General features: G+C 47.6%; 12 protein-coding genes. 11 read left to right on the top strand and 1 reads right to left on the bottom strand.

The window, feature by feature from the left end:
- Positions 1 to 17 precede the first annotated feature (17 nt).
- The 6 genes from BMW79_RS28725 to BMW79_RS28700 all read left to right on the top strand — a co-directional run bounded on the left by BMW79_RS28725 (position 18) and on the right by BMW79_RS28700 (position 9,807).
- Positions 18 to 1,415, top strand: coding sequence for a RagB/SusD family nutrient uptake outer membrane protein (locus BMW79_RS28725; protein ID WP_089901498.1), 1,398 nt, complete (start codon positions 18 to 20; stop codon positions 1,413 to 1,415).
- A gap of 77 nt (positions 1,416 to 1,492) precedes the next feature.
- Positions 1,493 to 2,947, top strand: coding sequence for a glycoside hydrolase family 30 protein (locus tag BMW79_RS28720; protein WP_089901495.1), 1,455 nt, complete (start codon positions 1,493 to 1,495; stop codon positions 2,945 to 2,947).
- A 258-nt stretch (positions 2,948 to 3,205) separates the two neighbouring features.
- The gene (locus BMW79_RS28715; protein ID WP_089901491.1) at positions 3,206 to 5,977 is read left to right on the top strand and encodes a TonB-dependent receptor; all 2,772 of its coding nucleotides are present in this window, start codon (positions 3,206 to 3,208) and stop codon (positions 5,975 to 5,977) included.
- Between the two features lie 42 nt (positions 5,978 to 6,019).
- Positions 6,020 to 7,555 carry a hypothetical protein gene (locus BMW79_RS28710; protein WP_089901489.1) on the top strand — a complete coding sequence of 512 codons (1,536 nt, stop codon included), beginning with the start codon at positions 6,020 to 6,022 and terminating at the stop codon, positions 7,553 to 7,555.
- Positions 7,556 to 7,620: 65 nt separating this feature from the next.
- Positions 7,621 to 8,610 carry a hypothetical protein gene (locus BMW79_RS28705; RefSeq protein ID WP_089901486.1) on the top strand — a complete coding sequence of 330 codons (990 nt, stop codon included), beginning with the start codon at positions 7,621 to 7,623 and terminating at the stop codon, positions 8,608 to 8,610.
- Between the two features lie 15 nt (positions 8,611 to 8,625).
- Positions 8,626 to 9,807 (top strand): metallophosphoesterase family protein, encoded by a 1,182-nt coding sequence (locus tag BMW79_RS28700; protein WP_089901482.1) that lies wholly within the window; start codon positions 8,626 to 8,628, stop codon positions 9,805 to 9,807.
- A gap of 68 nt (positions 9,808 to 9,875) precedes the next feature.
- Here the strand turns inward: BMW79_RS28700 and BMW79_RS28695 are convergent, their stop codons facing one another.
- The gene (locus BMW79_RS28695; protein ID WP_089901479.1) at positions 9,876 to 12,230 is read right to left on the bottom strand and encodes a TonB-dependent receptor; all 2,355 of its coding nucleotides are present in this window, start codon (positions 12,228 to 12,230) and stop codon (positions 9,876 to 9,878) included.
- A gap of 305 nt (positions 12,231 to 12,535) precedes the next feature.
- On the opposite strand from BMW79_RS28695, the gene BMW79_RS34015 reads away from it, so the two are divergent.
- From BMW79_RS34015 to BMW79_RS28675, 5 genes are all read left to right on the top strand, one after another.
- On the top strand, positions 12,536 to 12,703 hold the full coding sequence (locus tag BMW79_RS34015) for a hypothetical protein (protein ID WP_177192377.1): 168 nt from the start codon (positions 12,536 to 12,538) through the stop codon (positions 12,701 to 12,703).
- A 158-nt stretch (positions 12,704 to 12,861) separates the two neighbouring features.
- Entirely contained in the window at positions 12,862 to 15,240 is a 2,379-nt protein-coding gene (locus BMW79_RS28690) for an ABC transporter permease (RefSeq protein WP_089901475.1), read from the top strand.
- 144 nt (positions 15,241 to 15,384) lie between these two features.
- Positions 15,385 to 17,919 (top strand): galactose oxidase, encoded by a 2,535-nt coding sequence (locus BMW79_RS28685; protein WP_143059294.1) that lies wholly within the window; start codon positions 15,385 to 15,387, stop codon positions 17,917 to 17,919.
- A 208-nt stretch (positions 17,920 to 18,127) separates the two neighbouring features.
- Positions 18,128 to 20,425 carry an outer membrane protein assembly factor BamB family protein gene (locus BMW79_RS28680; RefSeq protein WP_089901469.1) on the top strand — a complete coding sequence of 766 codons (2,298 nt, stop codon included), beginning with the start codon at positions 18,128 to 18,130 and terminating at the stop codon, positions 20,423 to 20,425.
- A 7-nt stretch (positions 20,426 to 20,432) separates the two neighbouring features.
- Positions 20,433 to 21,332, top strand: a complete 900-nt coding sequence (locus tag BMW79_RS28675; protein WP_089901466.1) for a sugar phosphate isomerase/epimerase family protein — start codon at positions 20,433 to 20,435, stop codon at positions 21,330 to 21,332.
- Positions 21,333 to 21,359: the final 27 nt, after the last annotated feature.

Genomic DNA, 21,359 nt, shown 5'->3' with positions numbered 1-21,359 from the left:
AATTAATTATTCCAAGTATGAAACAATTCACTTCTTATATAGCTACCGGTATTCTTAGCGTGTCTTTGCTGTCGTCCTGCACCAAGGATCTGCTGGACAAGAAACCGATTTCACAGTCAGAAACCGCTACCCTGGAGCCATTGCTGCTGGGAGCCTACGATAACCTGTATGATGAATATTATACCTCCGATTTCCTGACCAATGGAGATGTGATGGCAGATAATGCCTATGCAGGTGGAGATAATGCCAATAACTTTGCCATCGATAAGTTTACAGTAAATGCCATCAATGCCAACATCAAGAGAGACTGGAGATACTTATATACTGACATTAAAAACTGTAATCTCATCCTCACTATGGATAGCAGTCTGCCCGATAAAGGACTCACTCCGGAGCGCCGTAATCAGATTCTGGGAGAAGCGTCTTTCCTGCGTGCCTGGCATTACTTTAACCTGATCAGAAGCTGGAAGGAAATTCCGATTGTTACCAGTATTCCAACTGATCTGCAAAGTACTTATGTGTCTAAAAAATCTGCCGACGAGGTGTATGCCTTTATTATTAAAGACCTGGAATACGCCCTGACGCGGGTAAAGGAAAGAGACGATTCCACCAGCGGTAAAGCCACAAAAGGGGCTGTAAATGCATTACTGGCGAAGGTATATGCACAAAAACCAAATCCTGACTGGAATAAAGTAGTCACTTACTGCGATGCAGTAACTGCCGGTGGTTATGACCTGGTTCCCGATTACGCTACGCTCTTTACACTCGCTGGTAAAAACAGTATTGAATCTATCTGGGAAACACAGTTCGATGGCGTATTACACCAGAACTGGGTAACGGGTATGAATACACCGTTTATGTGGGGCGACTGGAAGAAATTCAATATTCCATCCCATACCATCGTAGCAGCCTTTGATGCAGAAGGTGATGCCGTAAGAAAAGCCGCCAGCATTAAATTTGTGAACACCAGCTGGACAGATGATTACTGGCCACAACCTGTTCCTGTGATTAACAAGTATAATGACGGAGATGGAAAGAGCAACACTTACCGGTTGCGTTATGCGGATATCCTGCTGATGAAAGCGGAAGCACTGACAGAACTCAATAAACTGGATAACACTGCCGATGGTGCACAGTATTATATCAACAAGATCCGTCACCGTGCCAAGCTGGGCGATACTCCTGCTACCACACAGGCCGCACTGCGCCTGGCTGTGGAAAAAGAAAGACAGCTGGAACTCTGCTTTGAAGGTCACCGCTGGTATGACCTGATACGTACCAACCGTGCCATTGCAGTCATGAACGCACAGAAAGATGGTCATGGTAATAACCTGAACTACAACGTAACAGCGGATAAATTATACTTCCCTATTTCACAGGATGAAATAGACAGTAATCCGAATATCAACAAGTAAGTACCTGGATTTATAAAAATGAAAACGGAACAGGAGCCTGGGTAACACCGGGCTCTTTGTTTAAATACCTATTGTATATGCATAAAATATTCAACGTTATATTATTTGCAGGCAGCTTATCGCTCTACGCCTGTTCCGGCAGCAAAGGGCTTACACAGCCGGTAACTTCTCCCGACAGTAACCATGCTACCGGCGCTGCCGTCAGCTACTGGCTGAGTACAGGAGATCAGCAGCGCTTGTTGCAGTTGCAGACAGATCGACCCGTTTTTGGCACGGCTACCGCCAACGGATATACGACTATTGAAGTAGACAGCACACAAACTTTCCAGGAAGTAGACGGTTTTGGTTACACCCTCACGGGTGGCAGCGCACAACTGATCAATGCCATGAATGCCACGGCTAAACAACAGCTGCTACAGGAGCTGTTTGGTAATACCGGCAATGCGATCGGTATCAGTTACCTGCGTATCAGCGTAGGCGCCTCTGATCTGAATGCACTGCCGTTTACCTATGATGATGTACCCGCAGGACAAACAGACCTCTCCTTAACACATTTTTCCCTGGAGCCGGATATGGCATCAGGTACAGGACTGATTCCCCTGTTGAAGGAAATACTGCTGATCAATCCGAAAATAAAAATACTGGCTACGCCCTGGAGCGCGCCGGTGTGGATGAAAGACAATGGTTCTTTCAAGGGAGGAGAACTGCAAACAAAGTACTACGACGTATATGCGCAGTATTTAGTAAAGTACCTGCAACAGATGAAAGCTACAGGTATCACCATTGACGCCATCACGCCGCAGAACGAACCACTGAACCCGGATAATAATCCGAGTCTGAAAATGGTGGCCGAAGCGCAGCGCGACTTTATTAAGAACAGCCTGGGACCCGCTTTTGCAGCAGCCGGACTGAATACCAAGATCATTGTATACGATCATAACTGTGATCATCCGGATTATCCGCTGACCATTCTCAATGATCCTGCCGCAGCCAAATTTGTAAACGGCAGTGCTTTTCACCTCTATGCAGGCAATATCAATGCGCTGATGACAGTACATAACGCCGCACCGGATAAAGCCCTGTATTTTACCGAGCAATGGACCAGTGCTAATGGTGGTTTTGATGGTGACCTGAGATGGCATATGAAAAATGTGATCATCGGCAGCATGCGCAATTACAGTCGCACCGCCCTGGAATGGAACCTCGCCAATGATCCCAATTATGGCCCGCATACCCCCGGTGGCTGCACCGAATGTAAAGGAGCGCTTACCATCAGTGGGGCCAATGTGACCCGCAACGTGGCCTATTACATCATTGCGCAGGCATCTAAATTTGTACCGGCAGGCGCCGTCAGGATCGGCAGCAACCAGGAAGGCAATCTCTATAGCGTGGCCTTCAAAACACCGGAGGGAAAGAAAGTACTGATCGTATTAAATGATAATAACACGGCCACTTCCTTTAACCTGAAATACCAGGGCAAACAGATCATACCTGTTTTACCCGGAGGAAGCGTTGCTACGTTTGTGTGGTAAGAAATGTCCACAGATTTGCTTCAGAATGATTACAGATACTATGCTTCCCGCAAGCTTATCTTGATTTTTAGCTGCATCCCCCGAGGGATGCAGCTTTTGTTTGTGGCCCACCTGTACTGGGTTTGATCGGATATGTGCCATCAGGACCAATTCCGTTTGTTAACTAATTATTATGCGATAATTACCATTCCGTTAAGATAGATGTTGCCCCTGTTATCTCACAGAAAATAAAATTTCCTTTGCACCAAATTCTATGGGATGGTAAGAACGATACTCGTCTTCTTTTTATTTTTTTGCAGTATATCCACTACTTTCAGTCAACAGGCTGATCATATTTTTAAAGGGAAAATTCTGGATGCCAATACAAAGGAACAGTTACCTGGCGCCACAGTTCGTGTAACGGAGTTGAAGCGTGCCGGAAACGCCCGTCTGGACGGTACCTTCAGCATTGATAAAGTACCCGCAGGCAACTATCATTTACAGGTCACTTATCTTGGATACCAATCCCTCGATACAGTGGTAAATATTTCCAACGCTACAACTGTCACACTGTTATTACAAACCAATACCCGCGCATTGAATACGGTGGATATCCGTACTAAACGCAATGTTGAGTCAGAACAATCGGCTAAAAAATCGGAGCAGTTATCTGATAATGTGGTGAACATTATTTCGGCTAAAGCTATCCAGTTATCACCGGATATTACGATCGCCAATGTATTGCAGCGTGTATCGGGCGTATCGCTGGAAAGAAGCAGCAGTGGCGATGGCCGGTATGCCATCATCCGTGGTATGGATCAGCGTTATAACTACACCCTGATTAATGGTATCAAGATTCCGAGCCCGGATAACAAGAACCGCTATGTACCACTGGACATCTTTCCTGCCGACCTGGTAGAAAGGGTAGAAGTGAGTAAAACATTAACGCCAAACATGGAAGGCGATGCCATTGGCGGTACGGTGAATATGGTGATGAAGAATGCACCTAACCGTTTTTATGTAAACGGCAGCTTGTCTACAGGGTACAATCAAACACTGTTTGACAGGCCTTTTCAGCAATTCTCCGTGGGAGCGATCAATAGGAAGTCGCCTTATGAAGCACATGGCCCTGATTATCTTGCTAAACCGGAAGACTTCACCAGGGACAACCTGAATTATACTAAAAAGAGCTTTACGCCTAATGCCATCGGTAATCTTTCTATCGGTAACCGCTTTTTTAACCAGAAGCTGGGCGTGATGTTAGGTGGTTCCTATCAGCATACTTACCGGGGATACAACAGTATTTTCAACCCGGGTGAATACCTGGATAAAGCCAATGCAGATGGCGTGTTGTACATCAAGCATGCATATGTGCGTGACTACTCTACCGAGGTTACCAGAACAGGTTTGAATGCAAAAGTAGATTACCGTTTTAACGATAATAACAAGATCAGTTTGTATTCCTTCACCGCGATATTGTCTGACGCACAGACAAGGATAGGCCGTGATACCTTGCAACCAGCTCCACGCACTGCGCCGGGTATTGGCCAGGTATGGTACCTGAACCGTTCCAAGTTCCAGCGGCAAACCATCAACAGCACCACCTTACAGGGTGAACATGATCTGTTGCCGGCACGTTTGAAACTGGACTGGTCTGCCGTATATTCAAAAGCTACCAGTATTATCCCGGATCTCACCGAATATGAGTATGATGGTGGATTTTATAAAGATGGTACTAAAGAAGAACCATACCAGCATCCGAACATCTTACAGCCGTATAGCCGTGCCTGGTGGAAGAATAATGACCGTGATTATGCGGGCTATGCGAATCTTGCTTACAGCAACAAAATAGCTGGTATTCCTTTTAAAGCCACTGTGGGTGGTATGTACAGGGCCAAGCACCGTGATAACTTCTACCAGAATTATAACATGGGCGTAGTGCAGGATGGTCAGGCATTGCAACAATGGACCGATATCTATCATTTTAACTGGACCGTGCTGAACCCTGGTGGTTCACCTGCCGAAGCGAACAACTACCGTGCAGATGAAAATATTTCCGCAGGATATGCCATGTTGAAGTTTACAGTAAAGAAACTGGAAACATTGATTGGCGTACGTATGGAACATACCGATCAGCAGTTTGATACAGATGTACCGGTAACATCAGACGCCAAGTCCGGTACTATCAACTACACGGATGTATTGCCCAGCTTACATTTCAAGTATATGCTGAACAACCGCACCAACCTGCGTTTATCTTATTTCAGCTCTATCAGCCGTCCGGGATATTTTGAACTGGTGCCTTATAATTATAAAGGAGATGAGTGGACAGAAAGAGGTAACCCGCTGCTGAAACATACTACCGCCAATAACTTTGATCTGCGTTATGAATTTTTCCCAAGACCCAATGAGCAGTTGCTGATTGGCGCCTTCTACAAAAATATCCAGAATCCGATTGAATATGGTTTTGCCAGAACCGGTGTACAGGGACAACTCGTGTTCCAGCCGGGCAACTTTGGAGATGCCAGCAACTTCGGAATGGAACTGGTGTATGAAAAGTATATCCGCAACTTTGGTGTGCGTGTAAACTATACCTATACCAATTCTTCTATAGAAACCTCCAAGCTGAAAACATTCAACCAGGTATTCCTGGATCCGGCGCCGCTGGAGAAACGCCCGTTACAGGGACAGTCTGAACATATTGCCAATGCAGCGTTGCTGTACAAGAACCCTAAACTCGGACTGGATGCACAGCTGGCGTGGCAGTTTACCGGCAAACGTATTGTGCTGGTATCGCCTTACTACGGGTTTGATTACTGGCAGCGGGATATGCATATGTTTGATATCTCTGCCGAAAAAACGATCGCCAAACACTTCACCGTGTTTGCTAAAGTACAGAACCTGTTAAATACGCCGTATGAAGTGTATATCAAGGGAGTGCCGGACAATACAGTACCAGTGCCTTACCAGAAAGCAGGTAGTAAGGAAACCCTTGCCCAGAAGGATGTGTACGGACAGAATTATCAACTGGGAGTAAGATATGTGCTTTAATTCCATTCAATATTTAAATCAATCATTTCCAAGCTGAAACTTATGAAAAAGATCCTCTTTAAAAGTGGTCTGGTGGCTCTGACAGCCATCTCTGTGATCTCCTGTAAAAAAGGTAGTGAAAATGTGGAAATTTCCAAACCACTGCTGATAGTGGGACAGTCCATCAGTGATACCATTCTTCCTAAACTGGATGGCAGCGGAAACGCTATTCCTTTAAAAGGAACCATGCTGGCAGGTAAAACCTATCACATCAAGGCGGATGTTACCATTAACCAGGGAGATACGCTTTACATCCAACCTGGTGTAACCGTATTGATTGAAGGCGATGGACAAAGCGCTAAAACCAGTCCCACTATTTATGTAAATGGTTCCCTGGTGAGCGATGGCAGCAAAACTGCACAAAACTGGTTCACTGTAATGGAAACCAGTACTGTTAAGAAATCCAATCCTACCTATAAAGATGATGCAGCCAACGACCCGGCTTTCAAAGGCTACTGGGGTGGTTTCCAGTGTGGTCCTAACGCCAGCCTGCTGTTACTCCGCTGGTCGCACGTGGAATACACCGGCAGTACCTGGGGTGAAAATGCAAAAGACTACGGCGCAAAATCCGGCGATGCCAAGTTCACTATTTTCATGAACAGCACCGGCGCACAGAAAGGTAGCCTGATTGTGGAAGATTCCTGGTTTTATGGTAGTAAAGATGATGGTATCCGTCCAAACAACATCTACATGAGCATCATGAGAAACACTTTCTCCAAGATGGGCGGCACCGGTGGTGAAGCTACCAACATCAAAGACGGTGTGTACGGCGATATGGCGTATAACCTCACTTACGGTATCGCTACTAACGGTCTGAAAACTTCCGGCGATATTGGTAAACCAATGGTAGTAAACATCTACAATAACACCGTAGTAAACTGCGGATTCAGACAAACAAAAGCTACGCGTAACGGTTCTATCAATACAGAAACCAACGCTGGTGGATTTATCTACAATAACATTATCGTTAACTGTAAAGCAGGTCTGAGAATTTCCTACGCTTCTGAAAAAGGTAAGCCAAGCGATACCCTGAACACCATGTACAATAACAACCTGACTGCTATCGGCAGAGGAAATGCCATGGGTGGTGCAGAACAATACATGGTATTTATTGAGCCTAACCAGTTTACCCAGAAGCAATCATACGACCTGAATGGTTACGTAAACGGACCGGTTGCGAGCAATGGTACCAACGCTGGTACCAACACTGCCAACGATTCCCTGAAATATGATCCTATGTTCGTGAATTACGACATGGCAGCTATGAGCCTGGAGCGCAACTACCGTGTGAACCAGATTCCTGCTGGCGCTGACTTCCACCTGAAATCAAATTCACCTGCTATTGGCGCCGGTGTGTTTGCAACAGGTACCGGAAAAAATGCGTATCCTAAAAAAGCCAGCGCTCCTTCACTGACGCAGTATGGCTTCCCAATGAAAGTAGTAGCACAGGGTGGTACTTTCGGTGCCAACATGTCTGCTCCTAACAAGGATCTGGGTGCATTCCCTACCGATAATAGCGGTAACCAGCATACTTATTAATAGCTATGAACGAATACCGGAAAAGGACGTCTTTGTGCGTCCTTTTTCATTTTAATTTTTTTCTGATGATGAAGAGCGTGTATAGTTGCCTGTTATTTTCGGGCTTTGCGGCGTTTACGATTGCCTGTGGTAAGGACAATGGAAGCCCCGTTACGCCGCCACCTGCAGACACCACCATCGTAGTGGTGGATACCGTGAAAACAGCGGGCTATGACCTGTCGCTGCTGGATAGATGCACCCTGTTTAACGAGACACCGGTGGTCACACCTACGCAGAAGCAGGATTACCGGGAGTTATCCGGTGTTGCACCCAGCCGCGTGTATGCGGGACTGTTATATGTGCATGAAGACAGTGGCAATTACAATGAAGTATATGTGACCGATACAAAAGGCCAGGATATGGGCAAGCTGGTACTGGATGGTATTGGTAACCGCGACTGGGAAGATATTGCTACCGGTCCGGGCCCGGAGAATGGAAAGAACTATATCTATGTGGCAGAAATAGGCGATAACAAAGCGGCCAATCCCAGCGTGTTTATTTACCGTTTCCCGGAACCGGATTTATCTGCTGCCAATGCCGCCACCGTGATCCATATTACGGCTGTAGACAAAATAGAACTGGTATATCCCAAAGGAGCGGTGAATGCAGAGTCGTTGCTGCTGGATCCGCTGACCAGGGATCTTTATATTGCTACCAAGGAGCAGGCCAGAAGCACCTTGTATGTAGCACGTTATCCGCAATCAACCAGTAAAGTCACCACCCTGGTGGCGCTGGACAAACTTCCTTTCGACCTGCTCACCGCCGGTGATATTTCCGGCGACGGCAGTGAAATCATTGTACGCAACACCGGGCAGATCTGGTACTGGAAAAGAAATGCCGGTGAAACCATTGCCGCCGCTATGTTACGCAAACCACAAGATGCGCCTTATGCCCGTAACGAACGCCAGGGAGAAGGTGTTTGTTTTGCTGCCGATGGTAGTGGCTATATCACCGATTCAGAAGTGAAAGATTATCCCACTGAAAAAGTGGCGTTATCATTTTATAAAAGAAAGTAAAATTTAATCCTGTATATGAAAATGAAAGTAGCCTACTTTCTTCCATTGCTGGCAGTTGCCGCCATCTCCGGATGTAAGAAGAATGACGATCCCGTAAAGGAAGAAACCCCTTCCACCATCCAGTTTGTATTTACCTCCGATGCGCACTACGGTATTACCCGTCCCGCTTTCCGTGGTGGCGCCAACGTAGATGCACATACGGTAAATGCTGCGATGGTAGCGAGTATGAATACCCTCCCTGCTTTAACCCTGCCATCCGATGGTGGTGTGAATGCCGGTAAAAAGATCGGTTCAGTGGATTATGTAATAGAAGCCGGTGATATTGCCAACCGTATGGAAGTGAGTGCAAACGTGCAAACTGCCGCTGTATCCTGGACACAGTTCAAAGCTGATTACCTGACCAGTCTTACCCTGAAGAACCAGCAGAACCAACCTGCCGGTTTCCTGATGGTACCCGGTAACCATGATGTATCCAATACCATCGGTTACTATGCTAAAATGCAGCCATTAACAGATGCCAGCTCTATGGCGGAGATCTATAACCTGATGCTGAAGCCATCGCTGCTGAGAACACCGATCAGCTACAGCTACAACGGCGACCGTATCAATTACTCCCGCGATATCGCAGGTGTACACTTCTGCTTTATCCAGATGTGGCCTGATTCCGCAGTGAGAATCTGGCTGAACAAAGATCTGCAGAATGTGAAAACGGAAACACCGGTAGTGATCGTAGCGCATGATCAGCCTGCAGTAGTATCCAATCACTTTACCAATCCAAACGGTGATCATGGTATCAACAACACGGATAAATTTGATAACGTACTGGATGAACATTTCAAGGATGGTACCTCTGCCTCGGTAGCCGGTGTAATTGAACAGCGTGCATTTGCCGCTTTCCTGAAGCAGCATACCAATATCCGCCTGTACCTGCACGGACACGTACACGAAAGTAAGTTCTATACCTGGACCGGTCCGGATAACGACGTATCCCTGGCTGCTGCCAGCGCTGATTCGCCGATGAAAGGCCTGGTATCTGCAGCGGATGAAACAAAACTCACTTACCTGTTTGCCGCACTGGATCCCGCAACGATGCAGTTAACCCTGCGTGAGTGCTACTGGAACAGTGTTCCCGGTACACCTGCTACTCCGGTTCAATGGGGTAAAACGATTACCGTAGATCTGAAAAAGAAAGGATAATAGCTGGTTTATAAATTGTAAAGGGCCGTCTCATTGTTTGAGACGGCCCTTTTTACTGTTGCAGGTTATCAGAATTTAATCGTCATGTTAGCAGTGATCCGGGTAGGCGGCTGTGCGGCCAGTCGTGCAGACCAGTACTTTTCGTTTGTGAGGTTATCTACTTTTAAGCCCAGTCGGTATACCGGTCTGTCGTAAAAAACAGAAGCGTCCAGCACAGTATAAGACGGAATGGTAAAGGCAAAGGTGTTGGTATTGGTCTGGAAAGACTGGCTGCCATAGTTACCTCCAAAAGCAAATCCGAGGCCTTTTGCACTGCCCTGCACGAGCCGGTAGCTTACCCATAGATTGGCCAGTGTGGCGGGGCCTGCAGACGCAGGACGTAAACCCTGCAATTTCGCATCTGCCTTATCCATTTTACTTTCGTTGTAGGTGTATCCGGCTACGATATTCAATCCCGGTACGGGGTTGGCAATCACTTCTGCTTCAAACCCTTTACTGAGCTGTGTACCATTCTGTAAGGAGAAGCCGCCGTGAGCAGGATCATCGTACAGGGAATTGGTTACAGAGATATCGTAATAGCTCAATGTTACATTCAGCTTTTCATTAAACAGATCTGCTTTGATACCACCTTCCACCTGGTTGGCCTGCTGAGGTTTAAATGTATTGCCGTCATAATCGGTACCGGATTGATTCTGGAAGCCGTTCATGTAGTTACCAAAAACAGAGAGGCGATCTTTTATCAGCTGGTATACGATACCGAATTTCGGAGAGAGGGCGGTTTGTGTATAGTTACCAACGGTAGAATCTTTGCTGGCATAGTAAGCGCCGAGGTTATGATAATTATCCAACCGGAGACTGGCCATTACGAGTAATTTGTCTGTTACATTGATCACATCAGAGAAGTAAGCGCTGTAGGTATTTTCCCGGTTGCTGTCGAATGTGAGGAACTTCAGTTTGGCAAACATCGGTGTTACGTTATCCCTGTTGAAATTGTTATAGGCATCTCCCGGTTTCCGGTAATTCATCGCCGGCATATTCACGATGGTATCATTACGGGAAGCGCGGAGGCTATAGAAATCTACTCCTACTACCAGGCGGTTACGCAGATTCCCGATGTGGAAATCACCGATGAAGTTCTGTTGTATATCGGTACCGTAGTAAGGATAGGTTTGCGAGGTAACAGCCTGCCGCAGGGTACTGTCGCTCACTACATTCACTTGCGTGGTAAATCCATCGGAGGTAGAGCGGGTGCGGGAAAAGACCGTCTGAGAAGTCCATTTTCCGGAAAGTTTATATTTGATCTGCCCGAAAACGTTCAACTGCTGACTGTTGTAGAACATGGAGTTGTTGGCAAACGATAACTTATAGGGAAGATCCATTTCTGTGATGCTGTGTGCTTTTCCTTTGGTGTAAGGATTCATTCTCATCGGAGAAGTGGCTTTATAGCCGCTCATTTCCGCATCGAGTAAAATCGTGAGCCTGTCGTTTACTTTATAGGAGAAGCTGGGGGCCAGCAGGTAATTTTTGCTGAAGCCGGCATCCTGGAAACTGCGTTCACTGTGAATGGCACCATTGATGCGGAACAGTGCTGTTTTCTCTTCATTTACCGGTGTGTTGATATCCAGGGTGAGTCGGTTCAGATCCCAGCTACCACCAGAATAAGATACTTCTCCCTTGAAATTTTCAAAAGGCTTCTTCGTCACGCGGTTAAACAGTCCGCCAAAGGATGATAACGTGCTGCCGAACAAGGTAGCAGAAGGGCCTTTGATCACTTCAATTCTTTCCAGGTTAGCGGGATCTACACTGGTATATACAAAGCTGCCCACGCCGTTGCGTACCAGGTTGGCGGTAGTAAAGCCCCTGGAAGTAGCGGAGCTTCTGCCCTGGTTGTATACAATGGGAATACCTGCTCCCGGTATGTTTTTAAAGGCGCTGTTGTAATCGGTGACCAGCTGTTCTTTCATCAGTTCTTTACCTACCACGCTGTACACCTGGGGATTCTCCAGGTTTCGGAGCGGTAGTTTGGACACGTCTTCGCTTTCTTTCTTGGCGAAGCGGTTACCGCCTGTGGCGATTACTATTTCTTCCAGGTTGCGGGAAGAGGTTTTCAGTTCTATCTGCAGCACTACACTTTTACCATTTCCAACGGTAACGGTGCGGTGAATAGATTCAAAACCGATCATAGAAACCTCCAGTTGATAAGTGCCATCCGGAACGTTTCTAAAGAGAAATTCGCCGCTCTGGTTGGTGATCATCCCTTTGGAGATGCCTTTGAGCATAACGGTGACATTGGTGGCCGGGCTGCCGTCTGATGTGGTGATGACGCCCTGGATGGTGTTGTTGGTTCCTTCTTCCGGTAGTCCGGCATAGGTAAAGGTGAAGGGGAGTATAAGTAAGAGTAGAAAAAGGCTGATTTGTTTCATATACTGTCGCAATTTTGCGGCACAAAGGTGCGTGTGGAATACCTCAACTTATCTACTCAATCGGGAAAACGATTTACGCAATGCGGAAATACTTTGAAAGGGGCTGTGGTGGCGCGTTGTGATGGTCTATTAGGTTGACGGATTCTTGTTTTTTGGAGGCAAGTGTTAATCGTTTCTTATTAACATGGATTTGGGGGATGAGGGGAAACGGCGTGTTAGATTTGTAGCAGATTGTTAACCCGCAACATAGTGATATGTTGACCCACTAAATAGTCGTAATTTCATTCACCAAACATCTGTCAATTATGCCTTCAAAAAAAGAAGTAATAAAAATAAGCGACCTGACTTCGAATATTAAGGTCTGCCATAATATGAAAGACTTCGGCAACGAACAGTACTTCGTAAAGAAAGCTGCGGCCGCAAAAGTTTCCCTCGAAAAATCGGGTCTTCCTAAAGACTTACACCTCCGGTAAAATCCTCTCCCTATACCCCGTCCATTTCCGGACACCCCCTGTATTACTTCCGGACAAATAATAAATTTCCTGCATTTAATTCTCCCTGGTTTCAAACCTCTCCACCACTGGCATCGCCTTCGCGGCACCACGGGTTGCGTACGCATAAAATCACCCCTATGTTCAAGAATTATCTCAAAATTGCCTGGCGCAATCTCTGGAGAAATAAAGTTTTTTCCTTTATCAATGTCATGGGCCTCACCATTGGCCTCACTGCCTGTTTTTTTATCTTCCTGTATGTTCATTTTGAAATGAGCTATGATAAATTTCATAGCAAAGGAAATCGTATTTACCAGGTGAGTTGTGATGTGATAACGCCCAGCGAAACCATTAAAGGTGGTAGTACTCCCTGGCCGTTTGGACCGAATATGCAACGTGATTTTCCGGAAGTGGAAGCGTTTACCCGTTTCAGTGGTGGCAACCTGCTGGTGAAAAAAGGTAATATCAGTTTCCAGGAAGAACGTACGCTGTTTGCAGATTCATCGATGTTCCGGGTATTTGATTTTAAACTGGTTCATGGCGACCCCGCCACCGTATTGAAAGACGTCAATAGTATTGTGCTGAGTCGCACGGCCGCAAAGAAATATTTCGCAGACAAGAACCCGGTAGGGGAAACCGTTTTGCTGACCGGTGATTTAACCCCCGCTACCGTGACCGGTGTCATGGAAGACATGCCCGAGAATTCCCAGATGAAGGCGGATATGCTGGTATCCATGTCTTCACTTATAAAAATGAACAAAGGGTTGGATGAACAATGGGGGAATTTTGGCGCCATGACCTTCCTGCTGCTGAAACCTAATACCGATGCAGCTGCCCTGCAAGCCAAATTTCCTGATTTTGTAGAGCGTCATAATGGAGATGAAAGAAGAAAGCGCAAGATGTTTTTTACTATTCTGCTGCACCCGCTGGAACAGATCTACCTGCATTCCGACAGACCTGCTTTTGAGAAAGGAAGCATCACGAATGTGTATATTTTTTCCATTATTGCCATCTTTATTCTATTTATCGCCTGCATCAACTTTATTAATCTTACTACCGCCAGGTCGGTAGAACGTGCCAAGGAGATAGGTATCCGGAAGGTAGTAGGGGCTACCAAACAGGAACTGATCCGGCAGTTTATCGGCGAATGTGTGCTGCTGTGTTTAGTGGCGTTTGTGTTAACCGTAATATTATTTGTAGCCTTGCTGCCTACGTTTAACCTGCTGGCGGGTAAAACCATCAGTACTGGTCTGCTGGCCAATAGCTGGTATATTGGGGCCTTGCTCGCAGGAGCCATTGTGATAGGGCTGGTAGCAGGGATCTATCCTGCGCTGGTGCTGTCTTCCTTTAAACCGGTAACGGTATTGAAAGGCCGTTTTGCTACAGGCACCAAAGGGATCTTTCTCCGCAAAGGACTGGTGGTGACGCAATTTGCGATTTCCATTGCGCTGATCACAGGTACCATCGTGGTATACCTGCAGATGCACTATATCCACAGCAAAGACCTGGGCTTTGCGAAAGACCAGATGCTGGTCATAGATACCCATGGCGATCCTGCGCGGGAAGCCTTTAAAGCAGGATTGACAGATATTCCCAAAGTAAGTGATGTGACGATGTCTTCGGGCATTCCCGGTGGCAATACAAATGGTGCCTATTCAGAAATACAGAATAAACAGGGCGATATGCAGGTGGCTAACCTGGATCTGTATGATGTGGATTACGACTTCCTGCAGCAGTATAAAGTGAAAGTACTTGCCGGACGCGGTTTTTCACGGGACTTCGGTGCCGACTCCACCCATGCCATGGTGATCAATGAGGCGGCGTCAAAGCTGTTTGGCTATGCCACCCCGGCAGAAGCCATTGGCAGATCTTTCCGGCAATGGGGCCGCGAAGGAACCATCATTGGCGTGGTAAAAGATTTTCATTTCCGCTCCCTGCAGGAAAATATCAAACCGCTTACATTGCGGCTGGAACCAAGAGATTGTGATATGGTATCTGTACGGGTGGCTCCGGGCGATTTGTCCGGTACCATTGCCGCCATCAAGCGCAAGTGGAAAAACCTGATGCCCAACCGTCCGTTTAATTATTTCTTCCTCGATGAATTCTTCGACCGGCAATACCGTACCGAAGAGCGCTTTGGTAAACTCTTCCTCAATTTCGCGGTACTGGCTATCCTGATTTCCTGCCTGGGTTTACTCGGACTGGCTTCCTACAGCGCCATCCAGCGTACCCGGGAAATTGGTATCCGCAAAGTGATGGGCGCTTCTGTGGCGGATATTGTGAACCTGCTATCGAAAGATTTCCTTAAACTGGTGCTGATCTCCTTTGTGATCGCCACACCGGTAGCCTGGTATTTCATGCACAAGTGGCTGGAGGTCTTCGCCTACCGGATCAGTATTGGCTGGTGGGTATTTGCCCTATCCGGCTTTATTGCCTTGCTGATTGCCGTAGGCACCATCAGCTACCAGGCAATCAAGGCCGCGCTGGCAGACCCGGTGAAAAGTATGCGGGCAGAATAACGCCTAAAATGTTTTAAGCGGTTTTGGAATAAATATTATTCCTGTTACTTTTGATTTCCCGGTAAAACACGGGTTACGGGGTGAAATTTCGTATTTTACCCCGTAATGCCACCTAAAAGGGATCTATTTTAAGTAAAGCTGGTAATGATAAAATTCCACAATCTTTGTCTATGTATCTTCCTGTTGCTATGCTGTGCAAGTACCGCCTCCGGTCAAACAGACGGGCTGGGCTTTTTCAGTCATGAAGTGATACAGGACAAACGGACAGGGCTGGAACTGGGAACCGGTAAATCCATCTGCTTCGACGGCAGCTTTGAATTATCCTTCGACATTGCCTTTGTGCCACAGCAGAAAAATTACTTCGGTTATGTGGTCCGCATCATCCAGAATGAAGAAAAAAACATCGATATCCTTTACGACTATGATCCCAAATTCGGAGATAAGCATTTCCGGGTAGTACTGGGTGATAGTTATTCACATATATCCTTCAGCGTACCCGGACTGGGCAAAACCGACGATTGGCACACCATCTGCCTGAAATTTAATCATCCCGAAGGATTGCTCACCGTAACACGCGACAACGAATCTTCCACTGAAAAGGTGAGTTTTCCGGAGAAATCGTGCTACAAAGTATTCTTTGGCGCAAATGACTACCGCTCGTTCCGCAATGCAGATGTGCCACCCATGAAGATCCGCAATGTGCGGATGAAGGAAAATGGCGCGCTCCGCTACACCTGGCCCCTCAACGAAGAAGAAGGTAACATCGCCGCAGAAACGGGCGACCGGCGTCCAGGAACAGTACTCAACCCCCTCTGGATAAAAAAGATGCACCGCAACTGGCAGCCGCTCCAGCACTTTTCTGTAAACGGCCCTGCCAGCGTAGCTTTCAATAAGGAAAAAGGAATATTGTATCTCATTACACAGGACTCCCTGTTCAGTTACCCGGTAGCTTCCAATAAAATAATACCCGCCGCTTACACGAACGGTAAACAACGTTTGTACAGCGCTTATCAATCGGTATATAATCCTTCCACCAAAGAAATTTATACCTTTTCCCGCGACCTCAGTTCCCTGGCAAGTCTGCGTACCGACTCCCTTTCCTGGAGTAAGTACCTCGATAACCCCGGTCGTGCCGCCGGTTACGGGCACTTTAATAAATATCTCCAGGGCGATAGTGTATTGTATACGTTTAATGGCTACGGCTTCTTCATTTATAAAAATGATATTTTCAGTACCCGCGTACCCGTTATGAACACCGGCCAGCGCGATTCCACTGCCAGTAACATCACCCCCCGCTACCTTGCTGCTGTGGGGGCCGACAGCAATGGTGTGTATATGATGGGCGGCTATGGCAATACATCCGGCAAACAGGTACTGAATCCGAAAAACCTGTACGACTTCCAGTATTACAACGCCACCACCCATACTTTTAAAAAGCTGTATGAACTGAGAAAGGACTCGGAAGAATTTGTATTCGCCAATTCACTGGTGATCCGGAAAGAAGACCAGGCCTATTACGGGTTGATATTTCCCAAAAACAAATTCAACAGCGCCCTGCAAATGATCCGGGGATCGCTCACCAGCCCGGAGTTTCAGGCAGTGGGAGATAAAATTCCCTTTGAATTCCAGGATGTGGATGCCTATGCGGACCTGTTCCACAGCCCGGCTGACAAGCGGTTCATCGCCGTTACCCTGTATAGCCCGGATGATCATAGTCGTACCACCGTCAATATTTATTCTCTCTATGATCCGCCGTTCCCGGCAACCATGCCCTTGCCCCATCCCGCAGGTGTAGAACCGGCCTGGTGGATGGCCATTGCCCTGATCACCGTGCTCACATTGCTGGTGAGTGGGTTAGCACGCCTGCAGAAAAGGAATGTGATCAGGAGTACCGGAGCGCCACAAGCGACTCCTGCCCAGTTTACCGCCGCCACAGAGATCGTTTTTACCGGTCAGCAACGCCAGCAAAACGCGATTTATCTTTTTGGCGATTTCCAGGTGTTTGATTCCACCGGCACAGAGGTCACCAAATTATTCACCCCCCTTATTAAGGAATTATTCCTGATCATTTTGCTGTATACGGTGAAATGGGAGCGGGGCATCAGTGCAGAAAAACTGAAAGAACTGCTCTGGTTTGATAAGTCGCCCGAAAGCGCCCGTAACAACCTGGCGGTAAATATTGCCAAACTCAAAAGTATCCTTGATAAAATTGACGGTTGTGAAATTTCAAAAGATACCGGGTACTGGAAAATAAGAGCCACGGAACAACTGTATGTCGATTATATGGCTTACCTGGCCGGGGCGCGGCAAACGGCGCCCGGTCGCGCCGATATGACAGACATGGCGGGTATCATCCAACGGGGAAGCTTCCTTCCCACCGAAGAACATGAGTGGCTCGATCCCTTTAAGTCAGATATCTCCAATGATATTACCGACCGCTTCCTGCAATTTGCCACCACCACCGATATTAAAGAAGATCCGGCTTACCTGGTGCGCATTGCCGATTACCTGTATGCCTTTGATCCCGTGAATGAGGATGTCATGAGATGGAAATGCAAGGCGCTGGTTATACTCGGAAAACATTCACTCGCCCGTGCCGCCTTTGAAAATTTCGTAAGGGATTACCGGAAATTGTACGGAGAGGAATATCAGCCCGATTTCCAGCAAACCATTTCCTGAGGACCCAGGCACCCACCATTAGCGCTTTAATTAATCCATTAATGAACTTTTTTTGCCTTTTTTTTCCTGAAAACGCCGGATTAATCTTTTATTAATCATTTATTATCGCCTCGCGCTTTACTTGCACTAGCATTCAGATAACCCAACTATTTCACGTTATATAAAGAGCATTCGGATCACAGGGTTATAAAAGCGCAGGAATCAACTAATGAGGAACTTTAAGGCGCAGTCGTTATTTTATTTTTCAGGAACGTTGCTGGCAGGTGTGTGTCTTTTTGGACATATGGCTTGCAATTCCAGTCTCCGGGACACCGGAAAAAATGGCGCAACAACCCTGGCCGACAGGAATTGGGAAGAATACGGGGGAGGCCCGGACCAATCGAAGTATGTATCGCTGACACAAATCAACAAAGCCAACGTATCGCAGTTGTCTGTTGCCTGGACTTACGCCACCAGCGACAGTACCGAGTACCTGTTTAATCCCATCGTGGTGGATAATGTGATGTATGTAGTGGCTAAGAACTATTCCCTGGTAGCACTGGATGCTGCCACCGGGAAGGAGCTATGGATCCACGCCAACCTGAAAGGGATCACCTGGCGGGGACTGAACTACTGGGAAAGCAAAGACCGGAAAGACCGGCGCATCATTTTTTCATTGAACAACAACCTTCAGGCCATCGATGCAGCTACGGGCAAGTCTATACTGAGTTTCGGGAACAACGGCGTGGTATCCCTCAAAGAAGGGCTGAACCGCGACCCTGCCACCATTGGTCGGGTGCAATCCACCACACCAGGGCGGGTTTTTGAAGACCTGATCATCCTGGGATCTTCTCCCGGAGAAAATTACTTTTCCCCTCCCGGCTACCTCCGTGCCTATAACGTACTCACCGGAAAGCTGGTCTGGACTTTTCATACCGTTCCCCAACCCGGTGAATACGGCTATGATACCTGGCCTAAAGACGCCTGGAAATATGCCGGTGGTGTGAATACCTGGGGTGAAATATCCGTCGATACCAAACGGGGCATCGCGTATTTCCCGCTGGGATCGCCTACTTACGATTACTACGGGGCCGACCGTGCCGGTAGTAACCTGTACGGCAACTGCCTGCTGGCATTGGATGCCCGCACCGGCAAACGGCTCTGGCATTTCCAGTTTGTACACCACGATCTGTGGGACTACGACCTGACTGCCGCTCCGCAGCTGATTACCGTAAAACACAACGGAAAAAAGATAGATGCCGTGGCACAGGCTACCAAACACGGATTCCTGTTTACCTTCAACCGCGTGACCGGGGAGCCGCTGTGGCCAATTGAAGAAAGACCAGTACCTCCCAGTGAGATGCCCGGCGAAAAAGCATGGCCTACACAGCCCTTCCAGCCAGCACTTGCGCCTTTTACAAGGCATACGGTGGCTGCGGACGACCTGAACCCGTATTTCACAGCGGAGCAAACAGCCCAATGGCAGAAACGCCTGGCTGCCGCCCGCACCGGTTTGTTTACACCGCCTTCCGATCAACATGAAATTGTAGTGATACCCGGCGCAGTTGGGGGAGCCAATCTTGGTAACACCGCCGCCGATCCCGATAAAGGCATCGTTTATATCTCCAGCCAGGATTATCCTTCCGTGTATAAACTGGAAAAAATGGAAGATAAAGAAGCCCGTGTGAACGGCGCTACCAACAATCGCGGCATGAAAGCCTATCAGCAATACTGCCAGGCCTGTCATGGGGAAAACCGCGCAGGTGCTGCCGGTCCGTCGCTAATCGATCTGGGCAAACGTGTGGATCCTGATAACTTTAAAAATGTAGTAGCTACCGGCAAAGGCCAGATGCCCGGTTTTCAGCATATAGATGAAAAAACGGTGAATGAATTGTACCGTTATCTCGCGGGAGATAATGCAGGCAACAGGTTTGCGGCGGCAAAGAAAGAGGCGCCGGTAATGCCGGCAGGCAATGTGGTGGCCTCGGGCGGTGTACCCGTTCCGGAAACGGCTCCCTTTGTAAGGGGAAGCGGGATGCGCTTTTATCCGCATGATGTGGATACACCGGCTACCCGCTACGTGAGCGACTACGGTCTCGAATATCCGGACCTGATGAAACCGGTATGGTCATCTATCATGGCATACGATCTGAACACCGGTACCGTGAAATGGCGTCGTGCACTTGGCCAGGATGCCAATGCTGCTGCCAAAGGTGGAAAAAATACAGGGATTCCTATCGGCTCCCAACGTAAAGGCATGATCGTGACTTCCAACGGATTACTGTTTGCCACTTCCAAAGGAGGTAAGGTATACGCCTTTGATGCAGAGAACGGAGAAGAGCTGTGGTCGGCCGACCTGCCCTGGGAAACCTATGGTATGCCCGCGATGTATGAAGCCAACGGGCGGCAGTTCATTGTAGTGAGCGCTACCTCGCCTTTTACAAAAGAAAGCATAGACAGATCAAAATTACCCGGTGCATTACCCCGCTCTTACGTGGTGTTCGCGCTGCCGGAAAAAATTAAATAATCATTCCATGCAGAGAAGAACATTCCTCCTACAATCATCCGGCCTGCTGCTATCCGTGTGGATGCTGCCCGCCTTCGCCCGGCCGCTGATCCGTAATAAAATGGATCGTATCGGCATGGGAACAGTGCTCATGCGCTACCGTTTTAAACAAACAAAACCTAAAGAGCTGGCTGCTATCAAAGAGGAGCTGACCTTACTGGAAGTACCGCAATATTACCGCGACCGGTTCCAGGTGTCTAAACTTGAATTCTGGAGCAACCACTTCGAATCACTCGACACCGCTTACATACAACAACTGAAAGGCAAGATCAAAGCGAGCCGCAGCCAGTTGGTGAATGTACAGGTAGATAGTAACTATGACCTGGCCGCCACCGATGAAACAGAAAGACAACGCAGCCTGCAGCACGTAAAGGAATGGATGGACGCTGTATCCCTGCTGGGGTCGCAATGTGTGCGCATCAACCCCGGTCATGCCAATGGTTCCGTAGAAAAAAGTATCGCCTCCATGAAAGAGGTGAACAAATATGCCAAAAGAAAACACCTGATCTTACTCACAGAAAATCATTTCGGCATTGAAATGAATCCCGATACTCACCTGCAGATCGTGAAAGCAGCCGGTCCGGGCAACATTTACACCCTGCCCGATTTCGGGAATTATCCTACGGCGTCCATGTTTGCATCGCTGGAGAAAATACTGCCCTATGCAGGACTGATCTCTGCCAAGGCCATGAACTTCAACGCCAATATGGAACATATCTCCTACGATTTCGACCGCTGTGTGCGTATGACCGAGAAGGCGGGTTTTAAAGGTGTGTATTCGGTAGAACAGTGGAGCCCGGATTTTCAGGACATAGACTATGCGAAAGTAGGCGACTGGCTGATTCAGCACGTGTCTGCCAATATTTAACTTTTATCAATCACAGCTAATAGTTGC

Origin of the sequence: Chitinophaga arvensicola (assembly GCF_900110835.1) — a bacterium.
Lineage (GTDB): Bacteria > Bacteroidota > Bacteroidia > Chitinophagales > Chitinophagaceae > Chitinophaga > Chitinophaga arvensicola.
The sequence above is the reverse complement of the archived record's forward strand: the minus strand, read 5'-3'. Positions and strand labels throughout refer to the sequence as shown.